At 56.7% G+C, this 24,920-nt stretch carries 29 protein-coding genes; 13 read left to right on the top strand and 16 right to left on the bottom strand.

Annotation, left to right across the window (positions count from 1 at the left end):
• Nucleotides 1-21 precede the first annotated feature (21 nt).
• The 3 genes from nrdB (at nt 22) to ACP3PW_RS09620 (ending at nt 2,322) form a co-directional block, all read left to right on the top strand.
• The gene (gene nrdB, locus ACP3PW_RS09630; protein ID WP_426416485.1) at nt 22-1,155 is read left to right on the top strand and encodes a class Ia ribonucleoside-diphosphate reductase subunit beta; all 1,134 of its coding nucleotides are present in this window, start codon (nt 22-24) and stop codon (nt 1,153-1,155) included.
• Between the two features lie 20 nt (nt 1,156-1,175).
• The gene (yfaE, locus tag ACP3PW_RS09625) at nt 1,176-1,451 is read left to right on the top strand and encodes a class I ribonucleotide reductase maintenance protein YfaE (RefSeq protein ID WP_426416484.1); all 276 of its coding nucleotides are present in this window, start codon (nt 1,176-1,178) and stop codon (nt 1,449-1,451) included.
• A 211-nt stretch (nt 1,452-1,662) separates the two neighbouring features.
• Entirely contained in the window at nt 1,663-2,322 is a 660-nt protein-coding gene (locus tag ACP3PW_RS09620) for a PEP-CTERM sorting domain-containing protein (RefSeq protein ID WP_426416483.1), read from the top strand.
• Nucleotides 2,323-2,412: 90 nt separating this feature from the next.
• Here ACP3PW_RS09620 and ACP3PW_RS09615 read toward each other — a convergent pair whose 3' ends face one another.
• Nucleotides 2,413-3,333, bottom strand: a complete 921-nt coding sequence (locus tag ACP3PW_RS09615; RefSeq protein WP_426416482.1) for a pyridoxal-phosphate dependent enzyme — start codon at nt 3,331-3,333, stop codon at nt 2,413-2,415.
• A 53-nt stretch (nt 3,334-3,386) separates the two neighbouring features.
• On the opposite strand from ACP3PW_RS09615, the gene ACP3PW_RS09610 reads away from it, so the two are divergent.
• A complete protein-coding gene (locus ACP3PW_RS09610) occupies nt 3,387-3,548 on the top strand; it encodes a benzoate/H(+) symporter BenE family transporter (RefSeq protein WP_426416481.1) in 162 nt (53 codons plus the stop codon).
• Between the two features lie 166 nt (nt 3,549-3,714).
• On the opposite strand, the gene ACP3PW_RS09605 is transcribed toward ACP3PW_RS09610, so the two are convergent.
• The 6 genes from ACP3PW_RS09605 to ACP3PW_RS09580 form a co-directional block, all read right to left on the bottom strand.
• On the bottom strand, nt 3,715-5,082 hold the full coding sequence (locus ACP3PW_RS09605; protein ID WP_426416480.1) for a TrpB-like pyridoxal phosphate-dependent enzyme: 1,368 nt from the start codon (nt 5,080-5,082) through the stop codon (nt 3,715-3,717).
• Between the two features lie 187 nt (nt 5,083-5,269).
• The gene (locus ACP3PW_RS09600) at nt 5,270-5,608 is read right to left on the bottom strand and encodes a PilZ domain-containing protein (protein WP_426416479.1); all 339 of its coding nucleotides are present in this window, start codon (nt 5,606-5,608) and stop codon (nt 5,270-5,272) included.
• 14 nt (nt 5,609-5,622) lie between these two features.
• Nucleotides 5,623-7,368, bottom strand: a complete 1,746-nt coding sequence (locus tag ACP3PW_RS09595; RefSeq protein WP_426416478.1) for a DUF1631 family protein — start codon at nt 7,366-7,368, stop codon at nt 5,623-5,625.
• 59 nt (nt 7,369-7,427) lie between these two features.
• Nucleotides 7,428-8,336, bottom strand: coding sequence for a haloalkane dehalogenase (locus ACP3PW_RS09590; RefSeq protein WP_426416477.1), 909 nt, complete (start codon nt 8,334-8,336; stop codon nt 7,428-7,430).
• Between the two features lie 46 nt (nt 8,337-8,382).
• Complete coding sequence (locus tag ACP3PW_RS09585; protein WP_426416476.1) at nt 8,383-8,715, bottom strand: hypothetical protein; 333 nt, start codon at nt 8,713-8,715, stop codon at nt 8,383-8,385.
• Nucleotides 8,716-8,916: 201 nt separating this feature from the next.
• Nucleotides 8,917-9,249, bottom strand: a complete 333-nt coding sequence (locus ACP3PW_RS09580) for a DUF1289 domain-containing protein (protein ID WP_426416475.1) — start codon at nt 9,247-9,249, stop codon at nt 8,917-8,919.
• Nucleotides 9,250-9,500: 251 nt separating this feature from the next.
• On the opposite strand from ACP3PW_RS09580, the gene astE reads away from it, so the two are divergent.
• The 8 genes from astE (at nt 9,501) to ACP3PW_RS09540 (ending at nt 17,136) form a co-directional block, all read left to right on the top strand.
• Nucleotides 9,501-10,538, top strand: coding sequence for a succinylglutamate desuccinylase (gene astE, locus ACP3PW_RS09575; RefSeq protein ID WP_426416474.1), 1,038 nt, complete (start codon nt 9,501-9,503; stop codon nt 10,536-10,538).
• A 261-nt stretch (nt 10,539-10,799) separates the two neighbouring features.
• Nucleotides 10,800-11,726 (top strand): MurR/RpiR family transcriptional regulator, encoded by a 927-nt coding sequence (locus tag ACP3PW_RS09570; RefSeq protein ID WP_426416473.1) that lies wholly within the window; start codon nt 10,800-10,802, stop codon nt 11,724-11,726.
• 7 nt (nt 11,727-11,733) lie between these two features.
• Nucleotides 11,734-12,522, top strand: coding sequence for an enoyl-CoA hydratase/isomerase family protein (locus ACP3PW_RS09565; protein ID WP_426416472.1), 789 nt, complete (start codon nt 11,734-11,736; stop codon nt 12,520-12,522).
• A gap of 37 nt (nt 12,523-12,559) precedes the next feature.
• Nucleotides 12,560-14,710: an acetate--CoA ligase family protein gene (locus ACP3PW_RS09560; protein ID WP_426416471.1), complete on the top strand. Its 2,151-nt coding sequence runs from the start codon at nt 12,560-12,562 to the stop codon at nt 14,708-14,710.
• A 37-nt stretch (nt 14,711-14,747) separates the two neighbouring features.
• Nucleotides 14,748-15,575 (top strand): enoyl-CoA hydratase-related protein, encoded by an 828-nt coding sequence (locus ACP3PW_RS09555; protein ID WP_426416470.1) that lies wholly within the window; start codon nt 14,748-14,750, stop codon nt 15,573-15,575.
• A gap of 2 nt (nt 15,576-15,577) precedes the next feature.
• Nucleotides 15,578-15,961: a hypothetical protein gene (locus tag ACP3PW_RS09550; protein ID WP_426416469.1), complete on the top strand. Its 384-nt coding sequence runs from the start codon at nt 15,578-15,580 to the stop codon at nt 15,959-15,961.
• Between the two features lie 165 nt (nt 15,962-16,126).
• The gene (locus tag ACP3PW_RS09545; RefSeq protein WP_426416468.1) at nt 16,127-16,765 is read left to right on the top strand and encodes a hypothetical protein; all 639 of its coding nucleotides are present in this window, start codon (nt 16,127-16,129) and stop codon (nt 16,763-16,765) included.
• Entirely contained in the window at nt 16,765-17,136 is a 372-nt protein-coding gene (locus ACP3PW_RS09540; RefSeq protein WP_426416467.1) for an RT0821/Lpp0805 family surface protein, read from the top strand. Before ACP3PW_RS09545 ends, ACP3PW_RS09540 begins: the two co-directional genes overlap by 1 nt.
• Here the strand turns inward: ACP3PW_RS09540 and ACP3PW_RS09535 are convergent.
• Complete coding sequence (locus ACP3PW_RS09535) at nt 17,133-17,858, bottom strand: substrate-binding periplasmic protein (RefSeq protein WP_426417029.1); 726 nt, start codon at nt 17,856-17,858, stop codon at nt 17,133-17,135. The genes ACP3PW_RS09540 and ACP3PW_RS09535 overlap by 4 nt on opposite strands.
• A 186-nt stretch (nt 17,859-18,044) precedes the next feature.
• On the opposite strand from ACP3PW_RS09535, the gene ACP3PW_RS09530 reads away from it, so the two are divergent.
• A complete protein-coding gene (locus tag ACP3PW_RS09530; protein WP_426416466.1) occupies nt 18,045-18,485 on the top strand; it encodes a DMT family transporter in 441 nt (146 codons plus the stop codon).
• Here the strand turns inward: ACP3PW_RS09530 and ACP3PW_RS09525 are convergent.
• The 8 genes from ACP3PW_RS09525 to ACP3PW_RS09490 form a co-directional block, all read right to left on the bottom strand.
• Nucleotides 18,475-18,702 carry a hypothetical protein gene (locus ACP3PW_RS09525; RefSeq protein WP_426416465.1) on the bottom strand — a complete coding sequence of 76 codons (228 nt, stop codon included), beginning with the start codon at nt 18,700-18,702 and terminating at the stop codon, nt 18,475-18,477. The genes ACP3PW_RS09530 and ACP3PW_RS09525 overlap by 11 nt on opposite strands.
• A gap of 196 nt (nt 18,703-18,898) precedes the next feature.
• Nucleotides 18,899-19,312 (bottom strand): PCP reductase family protein, encoded by a 414-nt coding sequence (locus ACP3PW_RS09520; protein WP_426416464.1) that lies wholly within the window; start codon nt 19,310-19,312, stop codon nt 18,899-18,901.
• Entirely contained in the window at nt 19,299-19,646 is a 348-nt protein-coding gene (locus ACP3PW_RS09515) for a 50S ribosome-binding protein YggL (protein WP_426416463.1), read from the bottom strand. Before ACP3PW_RS09515 ends, ACP3PW_RS09520 begins: the two co-directional genes overlap by 14 nt.
• A 174-nt stretch (nt 19,647-19,820) precedes the next feature.
• Nucleotides 19,821-20,837 carry a threonine-phosphate decarboxylase CobD gene (gene cobD, locus ACP3PW_RS09510; protein ID WP_426416462.1) on the bottom strand — a complete coding sequence of 339 codons (1,017 nt, stop codon included), beginning with the start codon at nt 20,835-20,837 and terminating at the stop codon, nt 19,821-19,823.
• On the bottom strand, nt 20,834-21,772 hold the full coding sequence (gene cbiB / locus ACP3PW_RS09505) for an adenosylcobinamide-phosphate synthase CbiB (protein ID WP_426416461.1): 939 nt from the start codon (nt 21,770-21,772) through the stop codon (nt 20,834-20,836). Before cbiB ends, cobD begins: the two co-directional genes overlap by 4 nt.
• A gap of 145 nt (nt 21,773-21,917) precedes the next feature.
• On the bottom strand, nt 21,918-22,772 hold the full coding sequence (gene fghA / locus ACP3PW_RS09500; RefSeq protein ID WP_426416460.1) for an S-formylglutathione hydrolase: 855 nt from the start codon (nt 22,770-22,772) through the stop codon (nt 21,918-21,920).
• An 8-nt stretch (nt 22,773-22,780) separates the two neighbouring features.
• On the bottom strand, nt 22,781-23,893 hold the full coding sequence (locus ACP3PW_RS09495) for an S-(hydroxymethyl)glutathione dehydrogenase/class III alcohol dehydrogenase (RefSeq protein ID WP_426416459.1): 1,113 nt from the start codon (nt 23,891-23,893) through the stop codon (nt 22,781-22,783).
• Nucleotides 23,894-24,131: 238 nt separating this feature from the next.
• The gene (locus tag ACP3PW_RS09490; protein WP_426416458.1) at nt 24,132-24,827 is read right to left on the bottom strand and encodes a PEP-CTERM sorting domain-containing protein; all 696 of its coding nucleotides are present in this window, start codon (nt 24,825-24,827) and stop codon (nt 24,132-24,134) included.
• Between the last annotated feature and the right edge of the window lie 93 nt (nt 24,828-24,920).

Genomic DNA, 24,920 nt, shown 5'->3' with positions numbered 1-24,920 from the left:
ATTACCAAACGGAATACTGCCATGCGTTACACCACATTCAATACCCACAAGCACGACCAGCTAAAAGAGCCCATGTTTCTTGGCCAGCCGGTCAACGTCTTGCGTTTCGACGAGCAACGCTACCCGATCTTCGAAAGGCTGACCGATAAGCAGCTCTCCTTCTTCTGGCGCCCGGAAGAGATCGACGTTTCCAAGGACCGTCTCGATTTCCAATCCCTGCCCGAGCACGAGCGTCATATTTTTCTGGCCAATCTCCGCTTTCAGACCCTGGCCGATGCCGCTGCGGGTCGCTCCATCGCCATGGCAACACTACCCGCCGTTTCGTTACCCGAACTGGAAGCGATGTACGAGCTATTCGCCGCGGTGGAATCGGCTATTCACTCCAAGTCCTACTCACACATTATTCGCAATGTATTCGATAACCCGACCGAGATTTTCGACGGCATTATCGAAATTGAGGAGATCGTTGAACGCTCTACCCAGATCTGCCGCTACTACGATGACCTGATCGAGTACACCGGTTGGTTCAACCTGCTGGGCGAAGGTAATCACTCGGTCAACGGTGAACGCAAAGAGATCACCCTGCTTGAATTGAAGAAGAAACTCTATCTGGCGATTCTCAGCCTCAACATCATGGAAGGGGTGCGTTTTTACGTCAGCTTCGCCTGCAGTTTCGCCTTTGCCGAACGCAGCCTGATGGAAGGTAACGCCAAGATCATCAAGCTGATCGCTCGGGACGAAGCCCTGCACACCAGCGCCGGCCAGCACGTCATCAACAACTGGCGCACCGGTAAGGATGATCCGCAGATGGCGGAGATTCTGCGCGAAAATGAAAATCTCGCCTACGATATGTTTGACGAGGTAGTGCGCGACGAAAAAGCCTGGGCAGAGTACCTGTTCAAGGATGGTTCCATGATCGGGCTCAACGCCGAGATCCTCCAGCAGTACGTTGAATACATCGCCAACCAGCGCATGCAGCAGATCGGCCTGACTCCGAAGTACGAAGTCACCAACAACCCACTGCCCTGGATGAACACCTGGCTGGTAAGCGACAGCGTGCAGGTTGCTCCCCAGGAGACCGAGATCACCTCCTACCTGGTCGGAGCCATCGACCGCGATGTAGACGGTGAAGACTTCGGTGATTTCGCCCTCTAAGGATACAAGAGCCTGAGCCCATGACACATATCGTCAAAGTGATGGATGGATTCAGCTTTATGCCCCGCGAGGGGCAAAGCCTGCTGGAATCCCTGGAAAGCGAGCGCATCGAAATCGATTATCAGTGCCGACAGGGGTTCTGCGGTGCGTGTCAGGTAGAACTCCTTGCTGGCGAGATCGAGTACGAGCAAAACCCGGTGGCCTTCGTGCCACCGGGGCGGATCCTGCCCTGCTGCTGCAAAGCGGCCAGTGACATTACCATTGAGATACCGGAAAGCCAGCGTAAGACTGGCTAGTCCGCGCGAAGGCTAGCCACTGCGCCCTCCCCCCCCCTTTTTTCCTCCCCGGGCTCCCCACTCCCCCGGTGCAGAGCCGCCCCTCTACCAGTGTCACAAAAATTTACACTCACTCAAGCACTGGCAAAGATAATTTAATAAAATCAACCAGATACAATATCGGCCCGTAAATTGCTATTACTCCATCACAACAATTAGGAGAGTAGTTATCATGGGGATCGGAAGGGTAGTGGTCAGTGCATTGTTAGGTTTTATGTTGTGTGGGCAGGCGCTCGCTGTTCCTATTGTTGAGGGCAGCTTCACCAGCCTGGCGACGGAAGACTACGAGGGTACCGCCGGTGGTCGTACCATTCTAAACTCGATCTTTAATGGCAATGTTAGTGTTAGTGCCGGGTCTGTCACCCATCGTTCCGTGGACCAAGGTAACTGGACAGACTTCAGGGGCGGGAGCCCTATTGTGCCCCACTCAGGCACAAAATTTGGTGTTCATTTCGGCTTTGGCGACTTTACCCTTGATTTCACCGGGCTCGGCGGCATCTTCGGATTCAGTGGCTGGGCCAGCGCCGCGGGGACCGGCTCTGATGTGATCGAGTTTTTTGATCTCAACGGGAATTCACTTCAGTCCTTTGCGGACCCCGATGGCTGGGGACCAGGCGATGGCACCATGGAGTTTTTCTCCTATATCTCCACCGCATCAATCGGCTTTGTCAGGCTGCAGGGAAGTGAAACCACGTTCGACGACCTGGGCTATACGACGCGAGCTACGGTTCAGACCGTGCCGGAACCGGAGACACTACTGCTGTTTGCCTTAGGAGCACTGGGGGTTGTCCTCCGCAGTCGCCACTCACAGGCTAATGGGTCCAGGCGGTAAGGCCCGTTGTAATACTGCCGGGGGTGGGGTGCCGTCTGAACTCATCCTCGGTTAACGGGTTAGCGACAGAAAAATAACCTGGACCCGAGTTCAGCAGCTCTTCACCCACTGCTGTAATTGTTGGCGGCTGGTACCCACGCCGCCACAGACAATCACCAGCACATCCCTGAAGGGCTGCAACGCCCCATCAAAATCATAGAGTGCTGCCAGACTGGCTCCACAGGCCGGTTCCACCAGCAGGCGCTGCTCCTCCAGAAACCGATCGCAGGCACGAATCGCCTGGCCATCACTGACTTTTTTCGTCGTCACCGGATGCTGGCGAGCGAGCGCAAAGGCCCGCTCCGCAACACAGAGCGCCCCCAGCGAGGTCGCCACCGAATCGATCCGCTCGATCCCCTCCAGCCGCCCAACTGCCAGCGCATGGCTGAGGGAGGCCGCTCCCTCGGTTTCCACCGCCCATACCAGAACCGCATCGCCGCCGTGTCGGCGCAGCCCCTCTACAACACCACAGAGCAACCCCCCGCCTCCTACCGAGAGCACTATCAGGTCGGGGTTAATACCCGCCTCGTAGATCTCATCGATCATGGTTGCATGCCCCTGCCAAAGCAGGGGGTCATCGAAGGGGTGGATATAAGCGGCTCCCTGTTGGGCTAGCTGCAGGGCGATTTCGTGGGATTCATTCCATCGGGCCCCCTCGACGCGGACCTCGGCCCCCTCCTGACGTATTAACTCTATCGCCCTGGCGCTAGTCGTTAACGGCACCACGATGGTCACCGGAACCCCTAACTGTCGACCGGCATAGGCAACCGCCAACCCCGCATTACCACCCGAAGAAGCCACCAACGCCTCGGCTCCCTGCTCTACATAGTGCTGGCAGGCGAGGCTGACGCCTCGACATTTAAATGAGCCGCTGGGCTGCATCGCCTCCATCTTGAGCCATACACGGGTGCCAAGTTGTTGGCTCAACGGTAACGACTGCAACAACGGGGTTTTAAAGTGAATAGTACTCATTATATTTTAATACCTTGAAATAGTTCGTTATGGCAACGCGCCGGTGATACTGCATGGAACTTCGTACGCACAGCGTTAAAGCCGGTTCGGCAGCGACATCTATATCCACAGTTCAGGACCAGAATACTGCTCTACTGACCTGTGTGATCACCGCCTCGGGCCTGTCATTAATGGGTATTGGAAGTGCATTCTGGGGACTAGTGATCGGGATATAGGCATACCGTCTGCGAAGACTCCAGAGGGAATGAGATCACCGCTCGGATAAATTTTCGACCCTGGGCGCTAACCATAACCAGACACTGTAAAAAACTGCTCTGTGCATCCACAAGAGCAGTTTTTTACTTTGCACAGTGTCTTTAGCGACTGTTTCAGCCGAAGGTTTCAGTCAGCGTTGTCGGCGACCCTGGGTAGCCGTGCCAATGCGTCCTCAATCGCCTGCTGGGGGTAGTCGAAATCCTCCAGCTCACCACTGAGATAACGATCGTAACTGGCCATATCAAAGTGACCATGCCCGGACAGATTGAAGAACAGTGTTTTCTCCTCTGCGGCCTCACGACAGCGGATCGCTTCGTCGATGGTGGCCCGAATCGCATGATTGGATTCAGGCGCCGGAATGATGCCTTCGCTGCGCGCAAACATCACACCGGCTTCGAACGTCGCAACCTGCGGTACCGAGACCGCCTCTATAAGCTTTTCCTGGTACATCTGTGACACCAGCGCCGACGCGCCGTGATAACGCAAACCACCGGCGTGAATGCCGGGGGGCATAAAGTCATGACCCAGGGTGTACATCAAGGTCAGCGGTGTAAAACCCTCAGAGTCGCCAAAATCGTAGGCGTAGTGGCCGCGAGTCAGGCTCGGGCAAGAGCTGGGCTCCACGGCCACCATGCGCACAGGTTTACCTCCCGCCGCAACGTCAGCAAAGAAGGGGAAAGCCGCACCGGCAAAGTTGGAACCTCCGCCACAGGGAGCAAAAATCATATCGGGGTAGTCGCCGATTTTTTCGAACTGTTTCTTCGCTTCCAAACCGATCACGGTTTGGTGCAACAATACGTGGTTTAACACCGATCCTAGGGAGTATTTGCTGTCCTCACGAGAGGCTGCTTCCTCAACCGCCTCGGAGATAGCAATTCCCAATGACCCTTGGCAATCAGGATCGCTGGCCAATATTTTGCGGCCCACATTGGTCTGGTCGCTGGGGCTTGCCAGCACTTCCCCTCCCCAGGTTTGCATCATCGAGCGTCGAAACGGTTTCTGACCGTAACTCACTTTCACCATATAAACGCGCACATCAATACCGAACATCTGCCCGGCCAGCGATAACGAAGACCCCCACTGCCCAGCACCGGTTTCGGTAGTTAGCCGGGTAATTCCCGCCTGACGATTGTAGTATGCCTGCGCAACCGCAGAGTTGAGCTTATGCGAGCCCGCTGCCGACGCACCCTCATATTTGTAGTAAATTTTGGCGGGTGTATTCAACGCCTTTTCAAGGCGATGCGCGCGAAACATCGGAGTGGGTCGCCACTGGCCATAGATATCCCTGACCTCATCGGGGATATCAATCCAGCGCTGGGCCGATACCTCTTGCTCAATAATGGGGTCGCAAAAAATCGCCGACATAGCGGAGGGATCGAGAGGCTTTCCGTCCGGCCCCAAAGGCGGGGCCGGCGGGTTCGGTAGATCTGCCACCACGTTATACCATTGACGTGGAATTTCACTTTCGTCCAAAAGGATTTTGGTTTGGGTCATCCGGCTCTCCAAGGGCTCATATTGAATACATTATTATAATGAGTTCAGTCTACCCAAAGGGGTTGGCAGGAGACAATCTCCATAGATCAATCAGCCCCCCGACCTTAGCTTATCAACCTCGTCGTGAGACGGCGCTAGACAGGAAAAAGCTGTCTTGGGCAGGCTCTTAAGAGATATCTATCAGGAGTTAATCCTCAACAAGAAAAAGCTGCTGCCAGCGGTCGAAATCGCTGTCGATAGCATCATAGAGCTCCATTCCCGTTTCGAGAACGTCCTCCACTTTATGCTGCCATTTGACCTCGCCTTTCAGAAAATAACGGTCGCCATCTACGTCGGCGCACAGATCAAGTACCACCGCCGTGGGCAGTGGGTCGTCAATATTCATACGGATACCCGCCGGAGATATATCGAGGGTGCGACATAACACAATCACCTCTTCGCCCAGACGATCCGGCAACTCCACATAGACTTCGACGCCACGATCGAGACGATCCTGAAAACGCTTATTGTCGTTCTTAACTTTCATCCTTGTCGGCCTCCCTACTGGCGTCGCTGCTGCTCACTGCGAATCCCGCCCACGACGGCGGCCAACGCAGAGCTGAAATCAACGCCACTCTCTATCACCACGAGCGTTCCCTGGTGTAACTGCACGGCCAGCTCCGCTTCACTGAGGCTCAACTGTTTACTACCGGCGCGGTCGACAAATATCCTCTGCTGGTCTGCTTTGTTGATAACCGCCAACTTCAACTTCACCCTGCGATCTCCTTCGCGCTGCTCCATCCACGACCCCGTAGGCAATGAACGGGCGAGATTCAGGCTCTGCTGGTGCCGCTCGGCTTCCTCACGCACCTTCCGCTCTGCCTCCTGTTGCTTGCGTTCCGCGGCGAGGCGTTTCTCCTCTTCCGCCTTGACGATTGCCCGAGCTTTAGCCTCGGCCCGTGCCTGGGCCATCAACTCAGCCCGTCGGCGCTGTTCCGCTTCCAGCCGCTCGCGCTCAGCCTTCTCTAGCCGCAGCTTCGCCTCCGCCATACGCTTTTGATGCAGCTCGGCCACCAGCTCCAGGTGTTCCAATTGCTCTTCGAAATGCTGCGCGACGCGATCAATTCCCCCCAGCAGGCTGACGGTTTGCTGTTGCAGTCCGATCGCCATCTCAATGCGGCTCATATCTTTGACTCGCATCCCTTGGCGGTTCACGAAAATAAGCTGCTGGCCTTCGTTAATCCGCACCGCCAGGCGACAGAACTGAGCACAGTCCTGGTCATCGACCAGATTGACCCAATCGCCTTCACGCAACTCATCCACCTGCTGCAGCTGGGCGTGTTGCAACGTATCAGGTACCCACTCGTCGCTACCCTCAACCTCCATCGCAAACATAGGCTGCAGCTCGACAGCTTCACCCCGCAGCATTCCCATCAGGCACTCGGAGATCTGGCTACACAGCGTTTCAAGGTCCTTGGGATCGCGATGCAGGGAAACAAAAACATCATGGGAATTATTGATCACCAGATCGACGGTATTGTAGAGCGCCTGTTTTTTGGAGGCATCCTCACGACACCCGATAATACGGGTCAAAAACTGGGCATAGCGTATTCCGCGCGTCCACTCGGGGCTGGCAGAACCCTGCTGCAAACAGATCAGGCGCATCGAGTTGCACCAGTGCTCCTCCATCGCCATCGCCAGCTCTGCGGGTAACTCCTTGCCTGCAAAAATCTTGTTGTAACTTTCACTCAGGGTTCGCTGGGCTTGCAAGGCAAGGGCGTGTCCCACTTCCGAGTCACTCATGCGCTGCACAATTTTTTCTGCCCGCTGTTCGATCTTTTCGAGCTGTTGGTCGATCAGCGAACCCATCGCCTCAAAATCGCCCGCGCTCGCAATCTCACTCTCGCGCAGGGTCGCGCACAGGTGGGTCAGTTGCACGACAATAGGAGCGCGAGCGTCCCCGCTATTGATACCATAACCCGCGCAGCAAAGCTTACGCACAAACACCATCGCCGGGTGCAACGATCCCCGGACAAAAAGATTTTCCTGCAAGGCCAGCTGCATAAAAGGTAGCTCCAGCAAGCGCAAGGGCTCACGCACCACATCCGGAAGCTCGGACCACTGGTGCAAGGATTCAAAAAACATCGCACACAGACGTAACGCCTGCTCTTCCGAGGGGGCCATTTTTACCTTCTGCTGGTTGAATACCGCAAGTACCTTTTCAGACAGCAACGCACCGTCATTACCTTGCTCCAGCTTGCCCAACCAGGCGGCCAACTTCTCGATTCTGCTTTGATCAACGCTCAAAGCGACTCCCCCACTTCGAATCAACTGCACTCATCCCTACTCAACGCCTCACCCTGTCTTCAGCCGACAGGATTCTGCTCAATGAAGACTATGATGGCCCGACACAGCTCCTCACTGCAATCTTCTTGCAGAAAGTGCCCCCCCGGCATCACCTTATGGGGCTGCCCCTGACAGCCGGGTATTAACTTCTGGAACGCCCGATCCCCTCCGGCGGTGATCGGATCGGCGTCTGAAAATAGGGTTAACCAGGGCTTTCGATACTGCACCAGCTGCGTCCACGCCTGCCGATTTACTTCGGCCTCCGTATCATCCTGCTCAATAGGCACCAGTAGCGGGAACTGCCGAGCCCCGGATTTGTAGGTTTCATTCAAAAAGGGTGCATCGTAGGCAGCACACTCTTCGTCACTGAGAGTACGCAGGCAGCCCCGCTGTATAACACTACCGACCGGGAAGCAGTGCACCTCCTGGGAGTAGTTTCGCCACCCCATAAAGGCCTCGCTGGGCGGGCGATCTGCCGTAGGCAAGAAGGTATTCGCGGTTACCACCCGAGCAAACCGTTGCGGCTGCGAGGCAACCAAACGCAGTCCCAATAGCCCGCCCCAGTCCTGACAGAAAAGGGTTATCCCCTCCAACTTCAGTGTATCGAGCCAGCACTGCAACCATTGAACATGCCGCTTATAGCTGTAATCTCCCCGCTGCGGTGGTTTGTCTGAGCGACCAAAGCCAATTAGATCGGGAGCCAACACCCGGTAACCGGCGGCCACTAACGGCGCAATCATATGCCGATAGAGATAGCTCCACGAGGGCTCCCCATGCAGTAACAGCAGGGTTTCTGCACCCGCCCCCTCATCAACGTAGTGCATTCGCAGCTGATTACCCTCCGGGTCGTTTAGATCAGCGTAGTGGGGGGCAAACGGGTAATCGGGCAGGTCCAAAAAGCGGCTATCAGGGGTTCGCAACAGCTCCATACGGGGCTCCACTCGGGTTAGCAATGAGGAATCAAAGTATAGTCGTTCACTCGAGCTCCAGAGTAGCTTCGAGTTTATTGATATGCTGCATCAACTCTTTGCCGGGATCCCTACGGTGGAGCAGTACGTCGGCACTGTCCGCTTCCCGCAAATGGACCTCCTCCTCGGGGCTGTAAGCACAAATATCCACATCACAGGCACCAATACCGTAGAGCGCACGATTGCCGTCAATCAATCGATATGCATCCATTTCCGCTGCCAGTGCATCACAGGCAAGGATTTCAAAACGCACAATGACCCGTTGCGGGTTCATGCAATCGGTGCACACCACATCCCAGAGCACGGGCTCGAATCGACTGTAGGAAAAACCACGAGACATATTACAAAGCTCACTGGCCTATGGCCGTCAAAGACCAGGATAAAACATGAGTTAAATTATCCAACAAAATGGCTCTCAAACTATAGATTTGAGTCAACAGGATGACGCCTACGGCTCATTCGCTGGACCGGATCGCCCACGATCGAACGGCTACGTCCCAAGCCCGCGTCACGAGAGGAAAGCCGCTCCAGTAAATCGCCTTCAATCTTTGGGGGGCACCAGGGGATCGAACAGATCCTCAATCAGCGGGGCGTGGTCGTTGTCCAGTAGCAGATCCAGCTGTATCTCTTCGCGTTGTGCCATCTGCTGTTTGATACGCGAGCGGCGGCGCTTGCACAACCCCATTACATCGGCGCGTTGGGCTTGGGTCATCTGGTTCCAATTAAAGCGTTCGTCCCGACTGCGCAAACAACCGACGCAGTAGCCGCGGCTGTTGGTGGTGCAGACACCTCGACAGGGAGAGTCGATGTTAAACAGTTCAAACTGTTCCCGATCCTTATCTGCGGTCACTTGTCTGTGGTCACTGGCGGCCATGAAAGCAGGGCATTCCTCGTGGAGTTATGTGGCCAGCAAAGCTGTGCCTTCTCTGTCTGCTTACGCGATATCGATAATACCACCATCTCCCCCGAATACCGCAACACACTACTGGGATATTCAGCGATCGGGCAGGCGGCTTGCCCAGATGCGACCGATCCGTACCCAAATCCCGTCAACCTGCCCGATGGGCCTGCGTAAGCCCTTTGCCTGCGGTTACAATGCCAAAAAATAGCAACAGGATACTCTTCATGTCCGCAGCGACAGCCCCCCTCCTGGGCAGCCCTGACTTCAGCTTTTTGCAACACTGCCTGGACGATGCCAACGCCTCACGACGCGAGCGAATTGAACGCCACGGGGTGACCTTCTCCCTGATTGATGAAGGTGTGCTGCAGATCGAACCACAGGAGGCGACCACCAGTCTCGTGCTTTCTGCGGGGGTCCACGGTAACGAGACCGCCCCGATAGAGCTGATCGAGCGGCTGCTACAGCAGCTGTTCGATGGCCACCTGCAACTGCATGTCCGACTGCTGCTCATTCTGGGTAACCCTCCCGCTATGCGCTGTGCTGAGCGCTTTGTCGACACCAACCTGAACCGTCTGTTTAACCCAGAGCCCCTGGACGGCAGCGGCTACGAGCACAAGCGGGCCCGGCAGTTAATGTCCCATCTGGACCATTTCTTTTGCACCGCCAGCGGAGCCCGCCTGCATTACGATCTGCACACGGCGATTCGTGACAGCGAGTATGAAAAATTCGCGGTCTACCCCCATAACAACCACCCCCAACCCTGGAGCAAACCCCAGCTTCAATTGTTGGCCGGGGCCGGAATCGAAGCCGTTCTCTTCCAGGACCGGCCCTCGCCTACCTTCTCCTGGTATAGCAGTAACGTCCATGGTGCTCACGCCTTTACTCTGGAGCTGGGCAAGGTACGAGGCTTTGGCGAAAACGACCCCCTGCGTTTGCAAGCAATAGAGAAGAGTCTTGCCGCACTAATCGAAGGATGCGACCCACAAACCCAGCCGCTGGCATCGTTGAAATTATTTCGCATTCGGGACCAGATCATAAGACGCGGAGAACAATTCGAGCTTCTGTTTCCCGACGACCTCCCCAACTTCAGTCGCTTTATGCCCGGGAGTTTGCTGAGCCGGGACGACGATGCTTGCTACACCCTCACCGGCACACCCGGCTATATCATCTTCCCCAACGCCCGGGTTGAAATCGGGGCTCGGGCGGCGCTTATTGCCGAGGCCGTAGAGGTCGACACTCTCTTCCCCGAGACGTCTAGTTAACCCGCCACCCAGCGAGCGCATTAACACCCACCCTGCTCTCCCGGAAAAGAGGGATCGTAGGCCCTGATTTGCACAGAATTCCAGGTACGGCGCCGCAAAAGGGGAAAATGCCCGTTTATTCGATGACTCCCTCAACCAAACGGCGCTTCACTCCTTTAAAGTGCAAATATTTTTGCATTTTTTTATTTTTTGAAATTATTTTTGCGAAAAACAGCAAGGGTCCCTAGAGTTGATTAACCGACCACTGGTTAAGAACCCGCCATGCCCGCCTCTCCCCCCCTTGACCGTACCCCGTTAGCCAACACCCTGCCCGAGCTGCAGCAGATACCCGCTCGACTCCAGCGCGGGGAGTTAAACTTGCGTCTGGGCAAGCGTGCACAGCAGGTACTAAACCAGCTACTCGACAATCCACGGGTTAGCGCCACCCACAACATCAGCGAGCTAGGTCAGGACTTCGGCGTTAGCCCCTCAACCCTGACCCGACTGGCTCAAAGCCTGGGATTTGAAGGATTCAATGCGCTCCAACAACTGTTTCGCGCGCCCCTCAAAGGACAGGGCCACTTCTACAGCGAACAACTGCAGCAGGCGATCCTTGCCCGCCCGATCCCTCCCCTGAGCCCACACACCGAGCTGATCCAGCAGGTGGTGGGCGATGAGGTGGGTAACATCGATGCTATGCGCCGCAACCTGAATCCGCGCACCGTGCGCGAGACGGTGCAACGGCTGGCAAAAGCGCCTCGAATTTATCTGTTCGGCCACCGCCAATCCTATAGTCTCGCCAGCTTCTTCAGCTACACCCTTGGCATGCTGCGCCAGGATGTAGAACTACTGGACACGCCTGGACACGGACTGTCCCACGGGTTGAGTAAACTGCGCGAAGGCGATTTGCTGGTACTGATTGGCAGCGCGCCCTACAGCGCGCAAACAATTCGTGTCGCCGAGCATGCCAGCCGACAAGGTGCAGAACTGGTGGCCATAACTGATTCTCACAGCTCCCCGCTGGCAGCCTATGCCCGATATCCATTCGTATCACCGACCTCCGGTGCTTTTTTTAGCAACAGCCAGGCCGCCTATATGGTGTTAATCGAAGGTCTGTTAAGCCAAACCGCGCGCTATTTGGGTGAACGTGCAGTCAAAGCACTACGCCACAGAGAGCAATTAATCAACGACCTTCAGGACCAATACTGAGCATCCCATGACGAAATACCATTACATTCAGACATTGCGCCACGGTGCGGTGATGGAGATTCGGTTAAGCCGACCCGAGCGTCTCAATGCCGTCATCAAACCCCTCTACGACGAACTCCTCGATGCCCTGCATCACGCGGAAATCGACCCTGAAGTGCGTGCGTTGATACTGTCCGGCGAAGGTCGTGCCTTTTGTGTCGGTGCTGATATGAAAGCTCACGCCAGTGGCGAACGATCGGCTTTCGACAAGCATCAATACCTCGCCGGCGAACAGCAAGTCTGCAAACGGCTTTTCACCCTCGAAAAACCGATTGTGTGCGTGGTACAGGGCCATGCCATCGGCGCAGGCGCTGAGTTGGCGATCGCCTGTGACTTCCTGTTGATGAGCAAACAGGCGCAGCTCGCCCTGCCGGAAGTGAGTATCGGCACCTTTATCGGCGGCGGCGTCAGCTATCTGTTGCCACGTCTGGTCGGGCTGGCACAGGCAAGGGAACTTATTTTCAATGGCGAGCGAATCAGTGCCAAACGGGCGTTAAAAATCGGCCTCGCCAACCGCCGTCTGAGTGAACAACACTTCCGCCAACAGGCGCTGGAATTTGCCACTAATCTGGCGCACAAGGCACCACTGTCAATGGCTCTGGCCAAACGACACCTCAACCTGCTTGGCACCCAGGGGCTCGATGGCGCACTAACCTCAGAGCTGGAGGGAATGTGTTTTTGCGCCACCAGCAATGATTGGCAAGAGGGGGTCGACGCATTCGCCGAAAAACGCCCGCCCCGCTTTAAGGGCAACTGAATACTTCGACCCACCCACCGATAACCGAGCAACACTCATGAACAATCACGCCCTGAATTTTTTATCCCCTCACTCCATTATGGTGGTCGGCGCATCAGCGAACCCGGCCAAGCGCGGTTACAACGCCATTACCCGGCTGTTGGCGGACGGTTTTGACGGCGAGATCTATCCGGTTAACCCGAGCCTTACGACGCTACGGGGACTGACCTGCTACGCCACCGTTAGCGACGTGCCAACAGCCGCCGACCTCGCGCTGATCTGTACCCCTGCGAATTCCGTTCCCGCTATCATCGAGCAGTGTGGAGTGGCTGGTGTTAAGGGTGCCGTCATCCTGGCCACCGGATTTTCGGAAAGCGGTGCTGAGGGTAAAGTCCTGGAGCAGGAGTGCGTCGCTGCCGCTCGCCGTTTTGACGTACGTCTGGTCGGCCCCAACACCTCGGGCCTGTTCAATACTTCACGAAACTGCAATTTGGTAGGGTTCCAGCAGCTGCGGCAGGGTCCGGTCGGGTTGCTCTCGCAATCGGGCAATATGGCGCTATCGATGGTCACCGAAAGCCTGCGCCATCCGCAGCTCGGATTCAGCAGCTATATAGGGGTCGGCAACGAGGCGGATATCGCCTTTCACGAGTACCTGCACTACTTCGACAGCGACCCACACACCCGGGTAATTGCCACCTATATCGAAGGGTTGCGCGAGGGCGAAGCCTTCTTGCAGGCCGCCCGCGAGGTCTCCCGCCACAAACCGATCGTACTCTATAAGGCTGGCCGCACTCTCAGCGGCCAGAGTGCGGCTCGCTCCCACACCGGCGCATTGGCGGGCGATATTACTCTGTGTCGAGGGGTCATGCGCCAGGCCGGGGTCATCCAGGTAGAGCGCTCGGATCACCTACTTCCGGTGGCCGAGTCCCTCGCCATGCAACCGGTAGCAGGGGGGGCTCGCATCGCTATTCTCGCCGATGGTGGCGGCCACGCAACCATCGCGGCCGATGAACTCAGCGATCGGGGACTGGCTCTGGCCACCCTGCAAGATGAGACTCGGGCACACTTGCAAGCTTTACTGGGTCCTCAGGCCCCGGTCGACAACCCCGTTGATTTCGCTGGTGCCAGCGATACTCGCCCCGAACTCTTTGGAGATTGCAGCGAACTGTTACTGGCAGACCCCGGTGTCGACGGAGTACTGGTGGTGGGACTCTTTGGTGGCTACCAATTGCGCTTTGCCGCCACCCTGGCCGAGGCCGAGGAGCGCACCGCCCGGGAGCTCACGGCTTTACAACGAAAATATAACAAACCACTGGTATTGCACAGTGTTTACAAGCATCACCGAACCCACGCCCTGAGCCTGCTGGAAGAGGACGGCATCCCCGTGCAGGACTCGCTGGAAGTTGCAGTGCACTGTATCAGCGCATTGTCCCAATATGGTGCCGTCCGCCGCCGTAACCCCATCGATGGACCACTGAAAAAGCAGCCTACCCTGGCCGTTTCCGCCGCGCAGGCGCTATTAAAAGGCGTTATGGCACAAGGAGAGCGAGTGGTGACCGAGGATCGTGGCCGCCAGCTGTTGCAGTTATACGGTATCGAGCCCGGCACCGCCCTACTCATAAAAGACGCCGACGCCCTATGGGCCGCTGCTCAACCCTACAGCAACCAGCCACTGGCGATGAAGGTCGTCAGCCCCCAGATTATTCATAAATCGGATGCCGGTGGCGTTGAGCTCAATCTCTCGGGCGAACAGGCATTGCAGCAAGCCTTTAGCCGCATCATCAGCAATGCACACCTTTACTGTAACGATGCCTATATCGAAGGAGTGCTATTGTCGCCGATGGCAAAACCGGGGGTGGAGATCATCCTGGGCATTACCCGCGACCCCCAGTTCGGCCCGGTACTGATGTTTGGTCTGGGCGGAATACACGTCGAGGTGCTGCGCGATGTGAGTTTTCGAGCCTTGCCACTGAGCCCCGGCGACGCCATGGAGATGATGCACGAAATCCGCGCACAGGCGATTCTCCAAGGGGTGCGTGGCAGCAAAGCAATCGATCGCGATGCCTTGATCAACCTGATGCTGAACCTTTCTGCGCTGGTACTGGCCCACCCCGAGATCGATGAACTGGAACTCAACCCGGTGATCCTGTATGAAAAGGGATTAGAGATCCTCGATGTACGCATTCTCCTGGGCGATACGACCCGCTAACAACGTACCGGCCCCCCAACCTTGCAGGAACCCTACCATGAATATGCCTACCCTGACCGACGCCCGTCTCACCCTTGAGGGCCGGGTTGCCCTGTTAACCTTTGATCGCCACGATGTGCGCAATGCCCTCACCGGTACAACCCTGGTCGATGACATTGTGACCACCGTAACATGGGCCAACCGCACCCCAGAGGTATCGGTATTGGTGATGACCGGTGCCGGCTCGGCCTTTTCTGCCGGCGGCAACATCAAGGAGATGGCCGAGCGCGACGATGCCCACCGAGACGGTGCCTTCGGTGGCAATGTGCTCGAGGTACAGCAGAAGTACCGCGAGGGTATCCAGCGTATGCCCCTGGCGATGGAGAGCGCAGAGATACCGATCATCGCTGCCGTCAACGGAGCCGCCATCGGTGCAGGATTTGACCTCAGCTGCATGTGCGATATCCGTATCGGTTGCGAGAACACTCTGCTTGGAGAAACCTTTATCAATCTGGGCATCATCCCTGGCGATGGTGGCGCCTGGTTCCTGCAGCGACTCATTGGCTACCAGCGCGCGGCCGAACTGACCCTTAGTGGTCGACTGGTCAAAGCCGATGAAGCGCGAGAGCTGGGCATACTGCTTGAGGTGGTAGAAGCCGAGCAACTGCTACCCCGAGCGCTGGAGATGGCCCAGAGCATTGCAGCCAAACCCCCGCAAACCCTGCGTATGACCAAACGCCTGCTAAAGATGGCTCAACGCCAGCCCCTGGGCGACTTCCTCGACCTCTGTGCCAGTTTTCAGGGGATGTGCCACAATACCGAAGATCATATGGAGGCGGTCAACGCCTTTCTGCAGAAACGCCCCGGTCAATACCAAGGCAGATAGTCATGCGCCAACAACTCTTCGCTCGCCAGACCTGCCTAATACTGCTGCTCGCCTGGGTCGGCCTGTCGACAACCGCGAATGCTAATGAACCCACCCCCATAAAGGCAACGATAGTCTCCCAGGGAAGTGGGTTCTATACCATCAGCGTCAGCGTTCGCCACGGGGACGAGGGGTGGGATCACTACGCAGACCGCTGGGAGGTAATCGATAGCGAAGGTAATGTACTGGCAACACGCCTGCTGCAACACCCCCACGTCGACGAACAGCCTTTCACCCGCAGTCTCAGCGCGCTGCGCCTGCCCCCAACGCTGGATGCGGTCATTATTCGAGTGCATGACTCCAAACATGGTTATGGACGGCGAAAGATCAAACTGGAACGCCCCTGAGCCCCCGTTGCGAGAACCGGTTCACAGGGCTAGCGTAACTCCGGTGCCTATGTGACTCCCGTCACCACAAACTGCACAAAAATCGACCAGACTTGGCTCCATACAGGAACGCAGGCAGTGGCCTAATCGTCCAATGTGCGTAAAATTCGCACCAGGAGCTTAACCATGACAGGACGTCACGCTCATCGATTCACCGCCCCCCATAGAGTTACAGGGGTTACCGAAAACACCGGTTATCGCCCCGGATTTACCGCTCCTACCCTCATCTTAATGGCCGACGGCAGGCAACTCCCCATCTCGTGCCTGCACCGGGGTGACGAGGTGCAAAACCATCTCGGCGGCGTATCCCGGGTCCTGAACCTGTCCGTACAGCGGCTGGGATCACGCAGGCTATGCGGTTTCAATGCCGAGGCGCCTTTCTTTACCGAAAGCCAACGCTTTCTTGCAACCGATGGCTGGCGCACCCTGAATCAAGACGTATCGTGCTCCCATCGCTTGCGATACAGACTCGGACCTCTCCTGAGTGGCTGCCGTCTGCTACATTGGAATAACGGGTACCGAAAACGACCCGGAGAGCGGGATGAGGGTGCCACACCCCTCATCAATGCGTACGATATAGAACACATTGAGCAGCGCCAGCTGTCCCCGGCAACCCAGGTCTACTGCCTCGAATTTGAAGAGGAGTGCGTCATCATCGCCGACGGTTTTCTGGCCCACTGCCCGCCGGAAGGGACTGTATGGGGAAAACCGGACATGGAAACCCCGCTCAACGCCGTTAACTCACATCGGAGGTATCAACACTGATGCGTATCGAATCCCCTAACAAGCGCCCACTGTCCACGCTTATTCCGGGCGCTTTATTGCTGCTAGTGCTTGGCGGGTGCGCGGCCACCAAGCAACCCCCGCTTTTTAAGTCCATGACGGGAGAAGATGTATCCCTTGCCAACAAGACCCTCGATGCCTCCCTGGAGTCTATGGCCAGCGGCAAGGGCATGACCTGGCTCAATTCGGTGAATGGCCACAGCGGATCGGTCACCCCCACGGGCACCTATCGCCGTGCAGACGGAGTTTACTGCCGTGACTATCGAGAGACCCTGACGATCGACACCCGTTTCCAGCAATGGCGAGACACCGCCTGCCGAGCCAACGATGGTCGCTGGATACCCGTTCGCTAGGGAGAGGGCACTGGCAGCGTCAAGTAGGGGTCACTGATTCGTTGTAGTCGACCGCTCTTGTGAAGTTCAAGCAGTGCCTTGCCCAGTTTGTCGACGCTTGCAGGATCAAGGCCGTTGGATACCGCAAGGTAATGATGGTAACGCCGGTAACTCACCGGCAACACCCTAACCGATGATTCCAGGCCCATATCCCGAATGGAGTTTAGTAACCCCAGGTCGTGGTAAAAGACAATATCGCCACGGCCGCTTACCAGTTTTTGCAACATCGCTTCAACGCTCTTCGCGCCGTCATCTACTTCTACGTCGAGCCTTTGCAGGCGGGCGCTCACGGCAGCCCCAAACAATGAGATAACACGCCCCTGCTGGCTCAGGGATTCAATATCCCCAATCGAATACTCATCCACCTTTTCGTCCGCGCGCACGACGGCTATGTAGTTCAATGGATATAGCGGGGTTTCAATAAAGCGGTACTTCTTCTGCCGCGCGTCGGTCTTTGCTAAACCAACAAACAGATCCAGCGTGCCCACTTCGAGCATCTTGTTGATTCGTGGAAGGGGGATGAACCGTTCATGCCCGGTTATCGACAGGGTGGGGTCTTGCTGCTGCAGTGCGTTAATAATATCTACCGACAACCCCTGCATCCTGCCTCGAGAGTCAAGCATAAACTTGGGTCGGGAGTCCTGCGCTGCGGTATTTAAAGTATCGGAGTGCACCCCACTCATAAATAACGAGCTACAAACGACCAAAACGCTTACTATCCGCAGTCCTTGCCTCATCTTACTTATTCCATTGCCCACTGTTTATAGTCACTGCTCTGACCCCTATACCGATTAGAGCAGAATTCAGCCCCTAAGGTTGACCTCTAAAACAGTACACGACTAGCATAGCCTTTTCCTAAGGATTCGAAAATGAACAACGAAGCACTATTGGTAGCGGTCGCCTTGACCGGGGGCGCGGCGATTAGCCTGCAAGGGCAGTTTATGGGCCAACTCGATCGCCAAATTGGCACCGCCGAGAGCGTGTTCTTCACCTACGGTAGTGGCGCCCTGATCGCACTGGTAATGATTCTGATGATGAAGGGGGGGCAACTGGCCAACGGTTTGGCCAACGTACCCTGGTATACCTATACCTCAGGGCTGCTGGGTTTGGTCATTGTCGCCAGCATCGGCTTTACCATTCCCCGCATGGGAATGACCAAAGCGTTTACCTTGATCCTGGCAGCCCAGTTTCTGCTGGCTGCATTGATCGATCATTTCGGACTCTTCGGCAGCACCGTGCGTACGTTCGACTGGAAACAGCTGGCTGGCATCGGCATGATTCTTTCCGGCGTGGTGGTGCTTACTCGTTAGCCCCCCCTTTGAGGATAAGTTCCTTCTGGGCATCACGGTAATAGATGCAGTAATCGCATTTCGCTTCTTTGTGCTTATGGGTATCGGAGTCAATCTGTTCAAGAGCAGGACTATTGCAGAGCGTGCCCTCCATCTCCCAGCAATTGACCCCGTCTTTGCGCTCGTACATCACACATTTGGTGCGACGACAGCAAAAATACTCCCGACAACTTTCCATCACCCGCTCCTCTCCTGTTACGCACAAGAACAATCCTGCCGCCAACGGGGTCGACCATCAATACGAAGACGGAATATACCCCATAGCCTTGGTGTGCTCCATTGTCATTTAGTGGTAATCAGGGGCAAAAATACCGGGGCGTTGCTGCGCCATAATTCCACCGTTTCTTGATCCCGACCCGCTCGGCCTAACCCCGTCAGCTTCGGGAGCGCGGATCAGATGGGTCGAGATGGAACACTCCGCCTCGCTGCCAGCGCTCCTTGGCTTGCTCAACGATGGCAGCATCAACCCGCTGCAAACCCTGCTCACGGGCCAGCTGTTCTATCTCGCGAATCAACATTCCCCTTACCATATCAGGGGCCCTGGCAATACCTTGCCGGGCCTCATCGTCCCAGGATAGAGTCTCGGATACGGCTTCCGAACCATGGCGGATAATCGCCAGTACCTGTTCGACGTATTCCAGGGTGATGACCTCAAGGCAGGCTTGCTCCGCCAGCGTTGCTATCACCCGAGTGGCCATAGCCCGCATAGGGCCGCTGGGTATACGGTCCAGCCGGGCGTCGGCCTCGTCTGTCCAACGAAGGTTTACCGTCCCATCACTCGCAACCATAGTAAGCATCCATCGGTTCGCTAATCTCGACACTGGCCACCAGAAGCTGGGCTTTTAACCACTCATCCAGTTTTTCCAACTGCTCCTGGGTGACGCCGCCATAGCGGCCTTTGGCCGTGATAAATCCTGAAAACACCCGGGCCGCCCCGCCACCGCCAAACTGCAACTCCATCGTCCCTAACAAAGCCACCAACTGATCCCAGAAGTTTTCGATCTCCGCCTCAAGCAGCGCTCGACTAAATCGAACTCGGCATTCGGCGCCCAAAACCCGGTATTCGCCGGTAAATAACTTTTTGCGTAACCGCCGGCTGCGCCGTGCGCCTGGCTTGATCATTGAACCACCTGTAGACCCTAATTTTGTGGCCTCAATGGTACGATGCCCCCCCTGTAACCGGCGTGAAGCATCCCGCATTTTCGCCATTTCAATAGCGCCTTTGTGAGCGCTGTAATCCACTGCTTGATACCAGGCAGCAATCAACGGATACCCGCACTGGGTTTCGCGCCAGGGTTATCTATCCATCAGCAGATGCACGGATGTCTGTAAACGCTGCCATTGAGATTCGTTAGCCGGCAGGCCAAAGCGCACGCCGACGCGATTATCCAACAACCGCGTCCAGATTCCTTGCTGCGCCAGACGATGATGATAGTGGGGCGCTGCGGGAGTAAACAGGGTAACAAACAATCCCCCTCCTGCGAGGCCCCCCAGTTCGGAATTAGCCAGTAGTTCATAGAGCCGCTTGCCTGATGCCACTAGTCGTTTGCGTTCGTGGAGTTGCCAGTGGCAGTCGGCCAGCGCCCGCTCCGCCAGATAAAGTGCGGGCGCTGATACCGACCAGGGTCCCAGCGCCCGGGCTACCGACCCCAATAGCGTCGCAGGCCCCAATACAAACCCAGCCCGAACTCCGGCCAACCCAAAGAATTTACCCAATGAGCGCAGCAGCACGAGATTGTATCGCGCCGTGTCTTCGGCCAGACTCTGCTCGGGGGTCAAGTCCATAAAGGCTTCATCCACCAGCAACCAACCCTGGCGAGATGTCAGCTGCGCCGCCACCTCCCGCAGCACATCGGGAGGGTATCGATCTCCGCTGGGGTTGTTGGGGTTAATGACCAACATCAGATCCACCTGCCGGGCTATTTCGGCAAGTGCCTGGGGAGGGCTATTTGCCGGGTATTCGATAAGCTGGGCTCCCGCCCGCTGCCAGGCCAAACGGTGTTCGGCGTAACCCATATCGGGCACCGCTACCCGGGGGGCATCAATCAGGGTGGGCAGCATCTGGATCACCGCCTGACTACCCGCTACGGGCAACAGCTGATCCCGCCCACAGCCATAATATTCGGCGGCAGAATTAAACAAGGATTCAGGGCTCTCGGGCAACCGCTGCCAGACACAAGCAGGAATCTCCGGTACCGGCCAGCCGTTAGGGTTGATCCCTGTTGAGAGGTCGATCCAGTCCCCTCGGGGTATCCCGTATTCGTCGCTGGCTCGCTGCAGATCGCCGCCATGGTGCAATTGCCGTTGCATCATCCGATTCCCAGACTGAACACGCACCATAACACCAGTGCCAATACCAGCCACAGCAGCAGGGCCCGCCCCACCAAGCCGAGAGCAAGCTCAATATCCATAGCGACAGGAGCCCCTCCGGTACCAAAAGGAGGACGCGAATGCCATTCACCTCTATAGCGAGCCGGGCCGCCGAGTTGGCGTTGCAGTGCTCCTGCCCCAGCGGCCATCACTACGCCGGCATTGGGACTATCGTGACGAGCGGCCTGTTCACGCCAGCAGCGCAGCGCGTCGTCAAAGGCTCCGGCTCCGGCGTAGGACAGCGCGCACAGGCGAGCAGGAAGGTAGTTCATGACATCATCGAGGCGGGCAGCTACGCGCCCAAAATAACGATAGCGGTCGCTGCGATAGCCCCACATCGCATCCAGTGTATTAACCAGCCGGTGCGCGACGGCGCCCAACGGGCCCGCCACCATAAACCAAAACAGGGTGGCAAATACCGCATCGGCGCCATTTTCCAGCACCGACTCCAATGTCGCACGGCAGACACCCTCCTCGTCCAGCTCCGCGGTATCACGGCTGACGATCATCGCCACCTGGTGGCGAGCCCCATCGAGGTCGCCAGCAAGTAATGGGGTCACTACCGCCCGACCATGCTCCAGCAGGCTTCTTCCCCCCAAACAGAGGTAGAGTAACGTCAATCCAAGCGGCTCCCGCACCCCGGGAATCGACAGCAAGGGCGCGATCAGCAACAGCGGAAGCAGCAGCAAAAGAACGACAGAGATACCACCGCTTAGCACCGAAAGCGGCTCGTAGGGTAGCCGATTAAGGGTACGTTCGAGGCCTTCGGCCAGGCGGCCAAACCCCACCAATGGATGCCAACGCCGGGGCTCGCCAAGACGCCAATCGAGCAGCAGGGCAAGTAGCATGATGGGTAACCAGAGTGGGCTCCACGACATGGCGCGGGGATCTCCTGAACAGCAGCTGAAACGGGCGCCCATCATACGACGTTCACCGATGCAGAAAAAGGCGACTCCCCAGGATGACCTGGTCAGTGCTCATCAGGACGCGGCCCCCCGGTGCCGCGAGAGAGGGCATGGGTCCTTAGCGGGCATTGAGGTGATCGTGATGATACCTCAGGTGCTGCTCGATAAAGCTGGCGATAAAGTAGTAGCTGTGATCGTATCCCGGCTGCAGTCGCAGGGTCATCGGGTAATCGCTTTGGCGCGCGCTATCGACCAGGGTTTGTGGTTTGAGCTGCTCGGAAAGGAAGTCATCCCCGTCGCCCTGGTCTACCAATATCGGTGGTCTCAATTGTTCGTGATAGGCAGCTATCAGTTTGCTGGCATCGTAGGTGTTCCACAGGCTCTGGTCTGCACCCAGGTACGCAGTGAATGCCTTGCGCCCCCAGGGGCAGTCCACCGGATTCGCAATCGGGCTGAACGCACTGATGCTGGTGTAGCGACCGGGGTTACGCAGGCCGATCACCAAGGCACCGTGCCCCCCCATGGAGTGACCGCTAATGGCTCGCCGATCCGTAACAGGAAAGGCCTCCTCTACTAACTCGGGCAGTTCATCGACCAGGTAATCGTACATACGATAGTGCTCAGCCCAGGGCGGCTCGGTTGCATTGAGGTAGAAACCGGCCCCAAGCCCCAGATCGTAAGCACCATCAGGATCATCAGCAACACCCTCACCTCGGGGGCTGGTATCGGAGGCGACAATGGCAATCCCCAGCTCCGCGGCTACGCGCTGGGCAGCGGCTTTTTGCATGAAGTTTTCATCGCTGCAGGTCAGCCCCGATAGCCAGTACAACACTGGAACTGGGGTACGCTTATCGGCACCGGGGGGCAGATAGATAGCAAAGCGCATACTGCAGTTAAGCATGCGAGAGTAATGGCGATACTGCCGGTGCCAGCCCCCAAAACTGCGGTTACTGCTGATCTCTTCAAGCATCATGGCGTGCCTCAAAAGTGAATAACACTACGAATACTCTCGCCCCGGTGCATCAGGTCGAATGCCTCGTTGATCTGCTCCAGCCCCATCGTGTGCGTAATAAAGTCATCGAGTTTGAACTCGCCGTTCAGGTACTGTTCGACGATTCCGGGAAGTTCTGTGCGTCCCTTCACGCCGCCAAAGGCGGTACCACGCCACACCCGCCCGGTCACCAACTGGAAGGGACGGGTACTGATCTCCTGGCCGGCTCCTGCCACACCGATGATCACCGATTCTCCCCACCCTTTATGACAACACTCGAGGGCAGAACGCATAACGTTAACGTTACCGATACACTCGAAGGAGTAATCCACGCCGCCGTCCGTGAGATCGACAATCACCTCCTGAATCGGTTTGTCGTAATCGGCGGGGTTGATGCAGTCGGTCGCGCCCAGTTTGCGCGCCAGATCGAACTTTCTCGTATTCAGATCGATCGCAATAATACGACCGGCTTTGGCCATTGCTGCGCCGATGACCGCAGATAAACCAATGCCGCCGAGTCCAAAAATCGCCACCGAATCCCCCGCTTCGACTTTCGCGGTCTTGAGCACCGCCCCCATCCCCGTGGTGACGCCGCACCCGAGCAGGCAAACCTCCTCCAGAGGAGCCTTGGGATTAACCTTCGCGAGGGATATCTCGGGTAGCACCGTATACTCGGAAAACGTGGAGCACCCCATATAGTGATAGATCGGCTGTCCATTTAAAGAGAATCGGCTGGTGCCATCGGGCATTAACCCCTTGCCCTGGGTGGCACGAATTTTTTGGCAGAGGTTGGTTTTTCCTGAGGTGCAAAATTTGCACTCGCCACATTCGGGGGTATAGAGAGGAATAACATGATCACCCACCGCAACGCTGGTGACACCCTCGCCCACCTGCTCAACGACCCCTCCCCCTTCATGCCCCAGTATCGCAGGCCACACCGCCTCCGGGTCTTCCCCCGACAGGGTAAAGGCATCGGTATGGCAGACACCACTGGCCAGGATGCGCACCAGCACCTCTCCCGCCTGGGGCGGAGCGACATCCACCTGTTCAATGGTAAGGGGCTGGTTCGGCCCCCATGCTACTGCAGCGCGTGATTTGATCATCCGGTATACCCTCGATATTGACAGACTCATTGACCAAAACAGTCTAGAAAACTGCGGTGGATCTGCACCAAGCATAGAGGATCAACGACAGGAAAGAGAGCATAACCGAACCCGACGGTTCGCGTTACCGGCTCGATTCCCAAAACAACACAGAGGGCAGGGTAAGCAAGGCTGCAACGGCGACTTCCCGGCACAGCCTCACCGACGGGGATAGACACTTACAACCCGCGTTTAGCGGTCACCCCAGGAGCCGGGAATAACGCAGCCCGGCCAACCCAAGCACCAGCAGCACAAGTGTCGAGGGTTCAGGGATCGTCCCACTTCCTGTTCCGGATTCGATCGGCTCACCCGTGGTTTGCAACACCAGGGAGTTCACCAGCCAGCTCACGGGTTCTTCGAAGGTGAAGCGGTTAAACGCCATATCACTGCGCATAAAAATGAGAGCATCACCAAATAAACCCGGATCGAATGTTCCGACCGGGGCACCCTGGTTAAAGAAACTGAATGAAGACCCACGACCGGTACGGTCACCGTGCTGAAAACCGATTTCGGTAATCAGGCGGTCGAGGGTTACCGTAATCGAGCTAATGTGGTCGTACTCTTCACCGAACCCGTAGACCTGTAAACCCGACGCGCCATCCGACGACAAGCCCTGACCACCAGAGTTGTTAAAGCTATAGGGGTTACTGCCAATGCTGGTTACGATATCCAGCGACAGGATCCCGGCGCTTGGATAGGTCGTATTTATCTGCGCCAGGGTAATGCTGCCCGTGGCGAAGTTGTCGAAATCAACATTAACGTTGGGGTTGTTCAGACTGGCTACGGAAATGACACCGGCGAGCGCGAGATTGCTGAACGCCAACGCGACGATTCCGCACACCCATTTACCCAGTTCCTGCCCTCCTCTTCTGTCGTCCTTTTGTCGCTTTTTCATGATGCCTCCTGAGTTGCCCCCACCCATTCGGGCACGAACATCTGAAGTACAGCAACGTTCCTGATACTGACCGGAAACTCTATTCAATCTTAC

The organism is Aestuariirhabdus sp. LZHN29 (assembly GCF_049985285.1).
Taxonomy (GTDB): Bacteria; Pseudomonadota; Gammaproteobacteria; order Pseudomonadales; family Aestuariirhabdaceae; genus Aestuariirhabdus.
The sequence above is the reverse complement of the archived record's forward strand: the minus strand, read 5'-3'. Positions and strand labels throughout refer to the sequence as shown.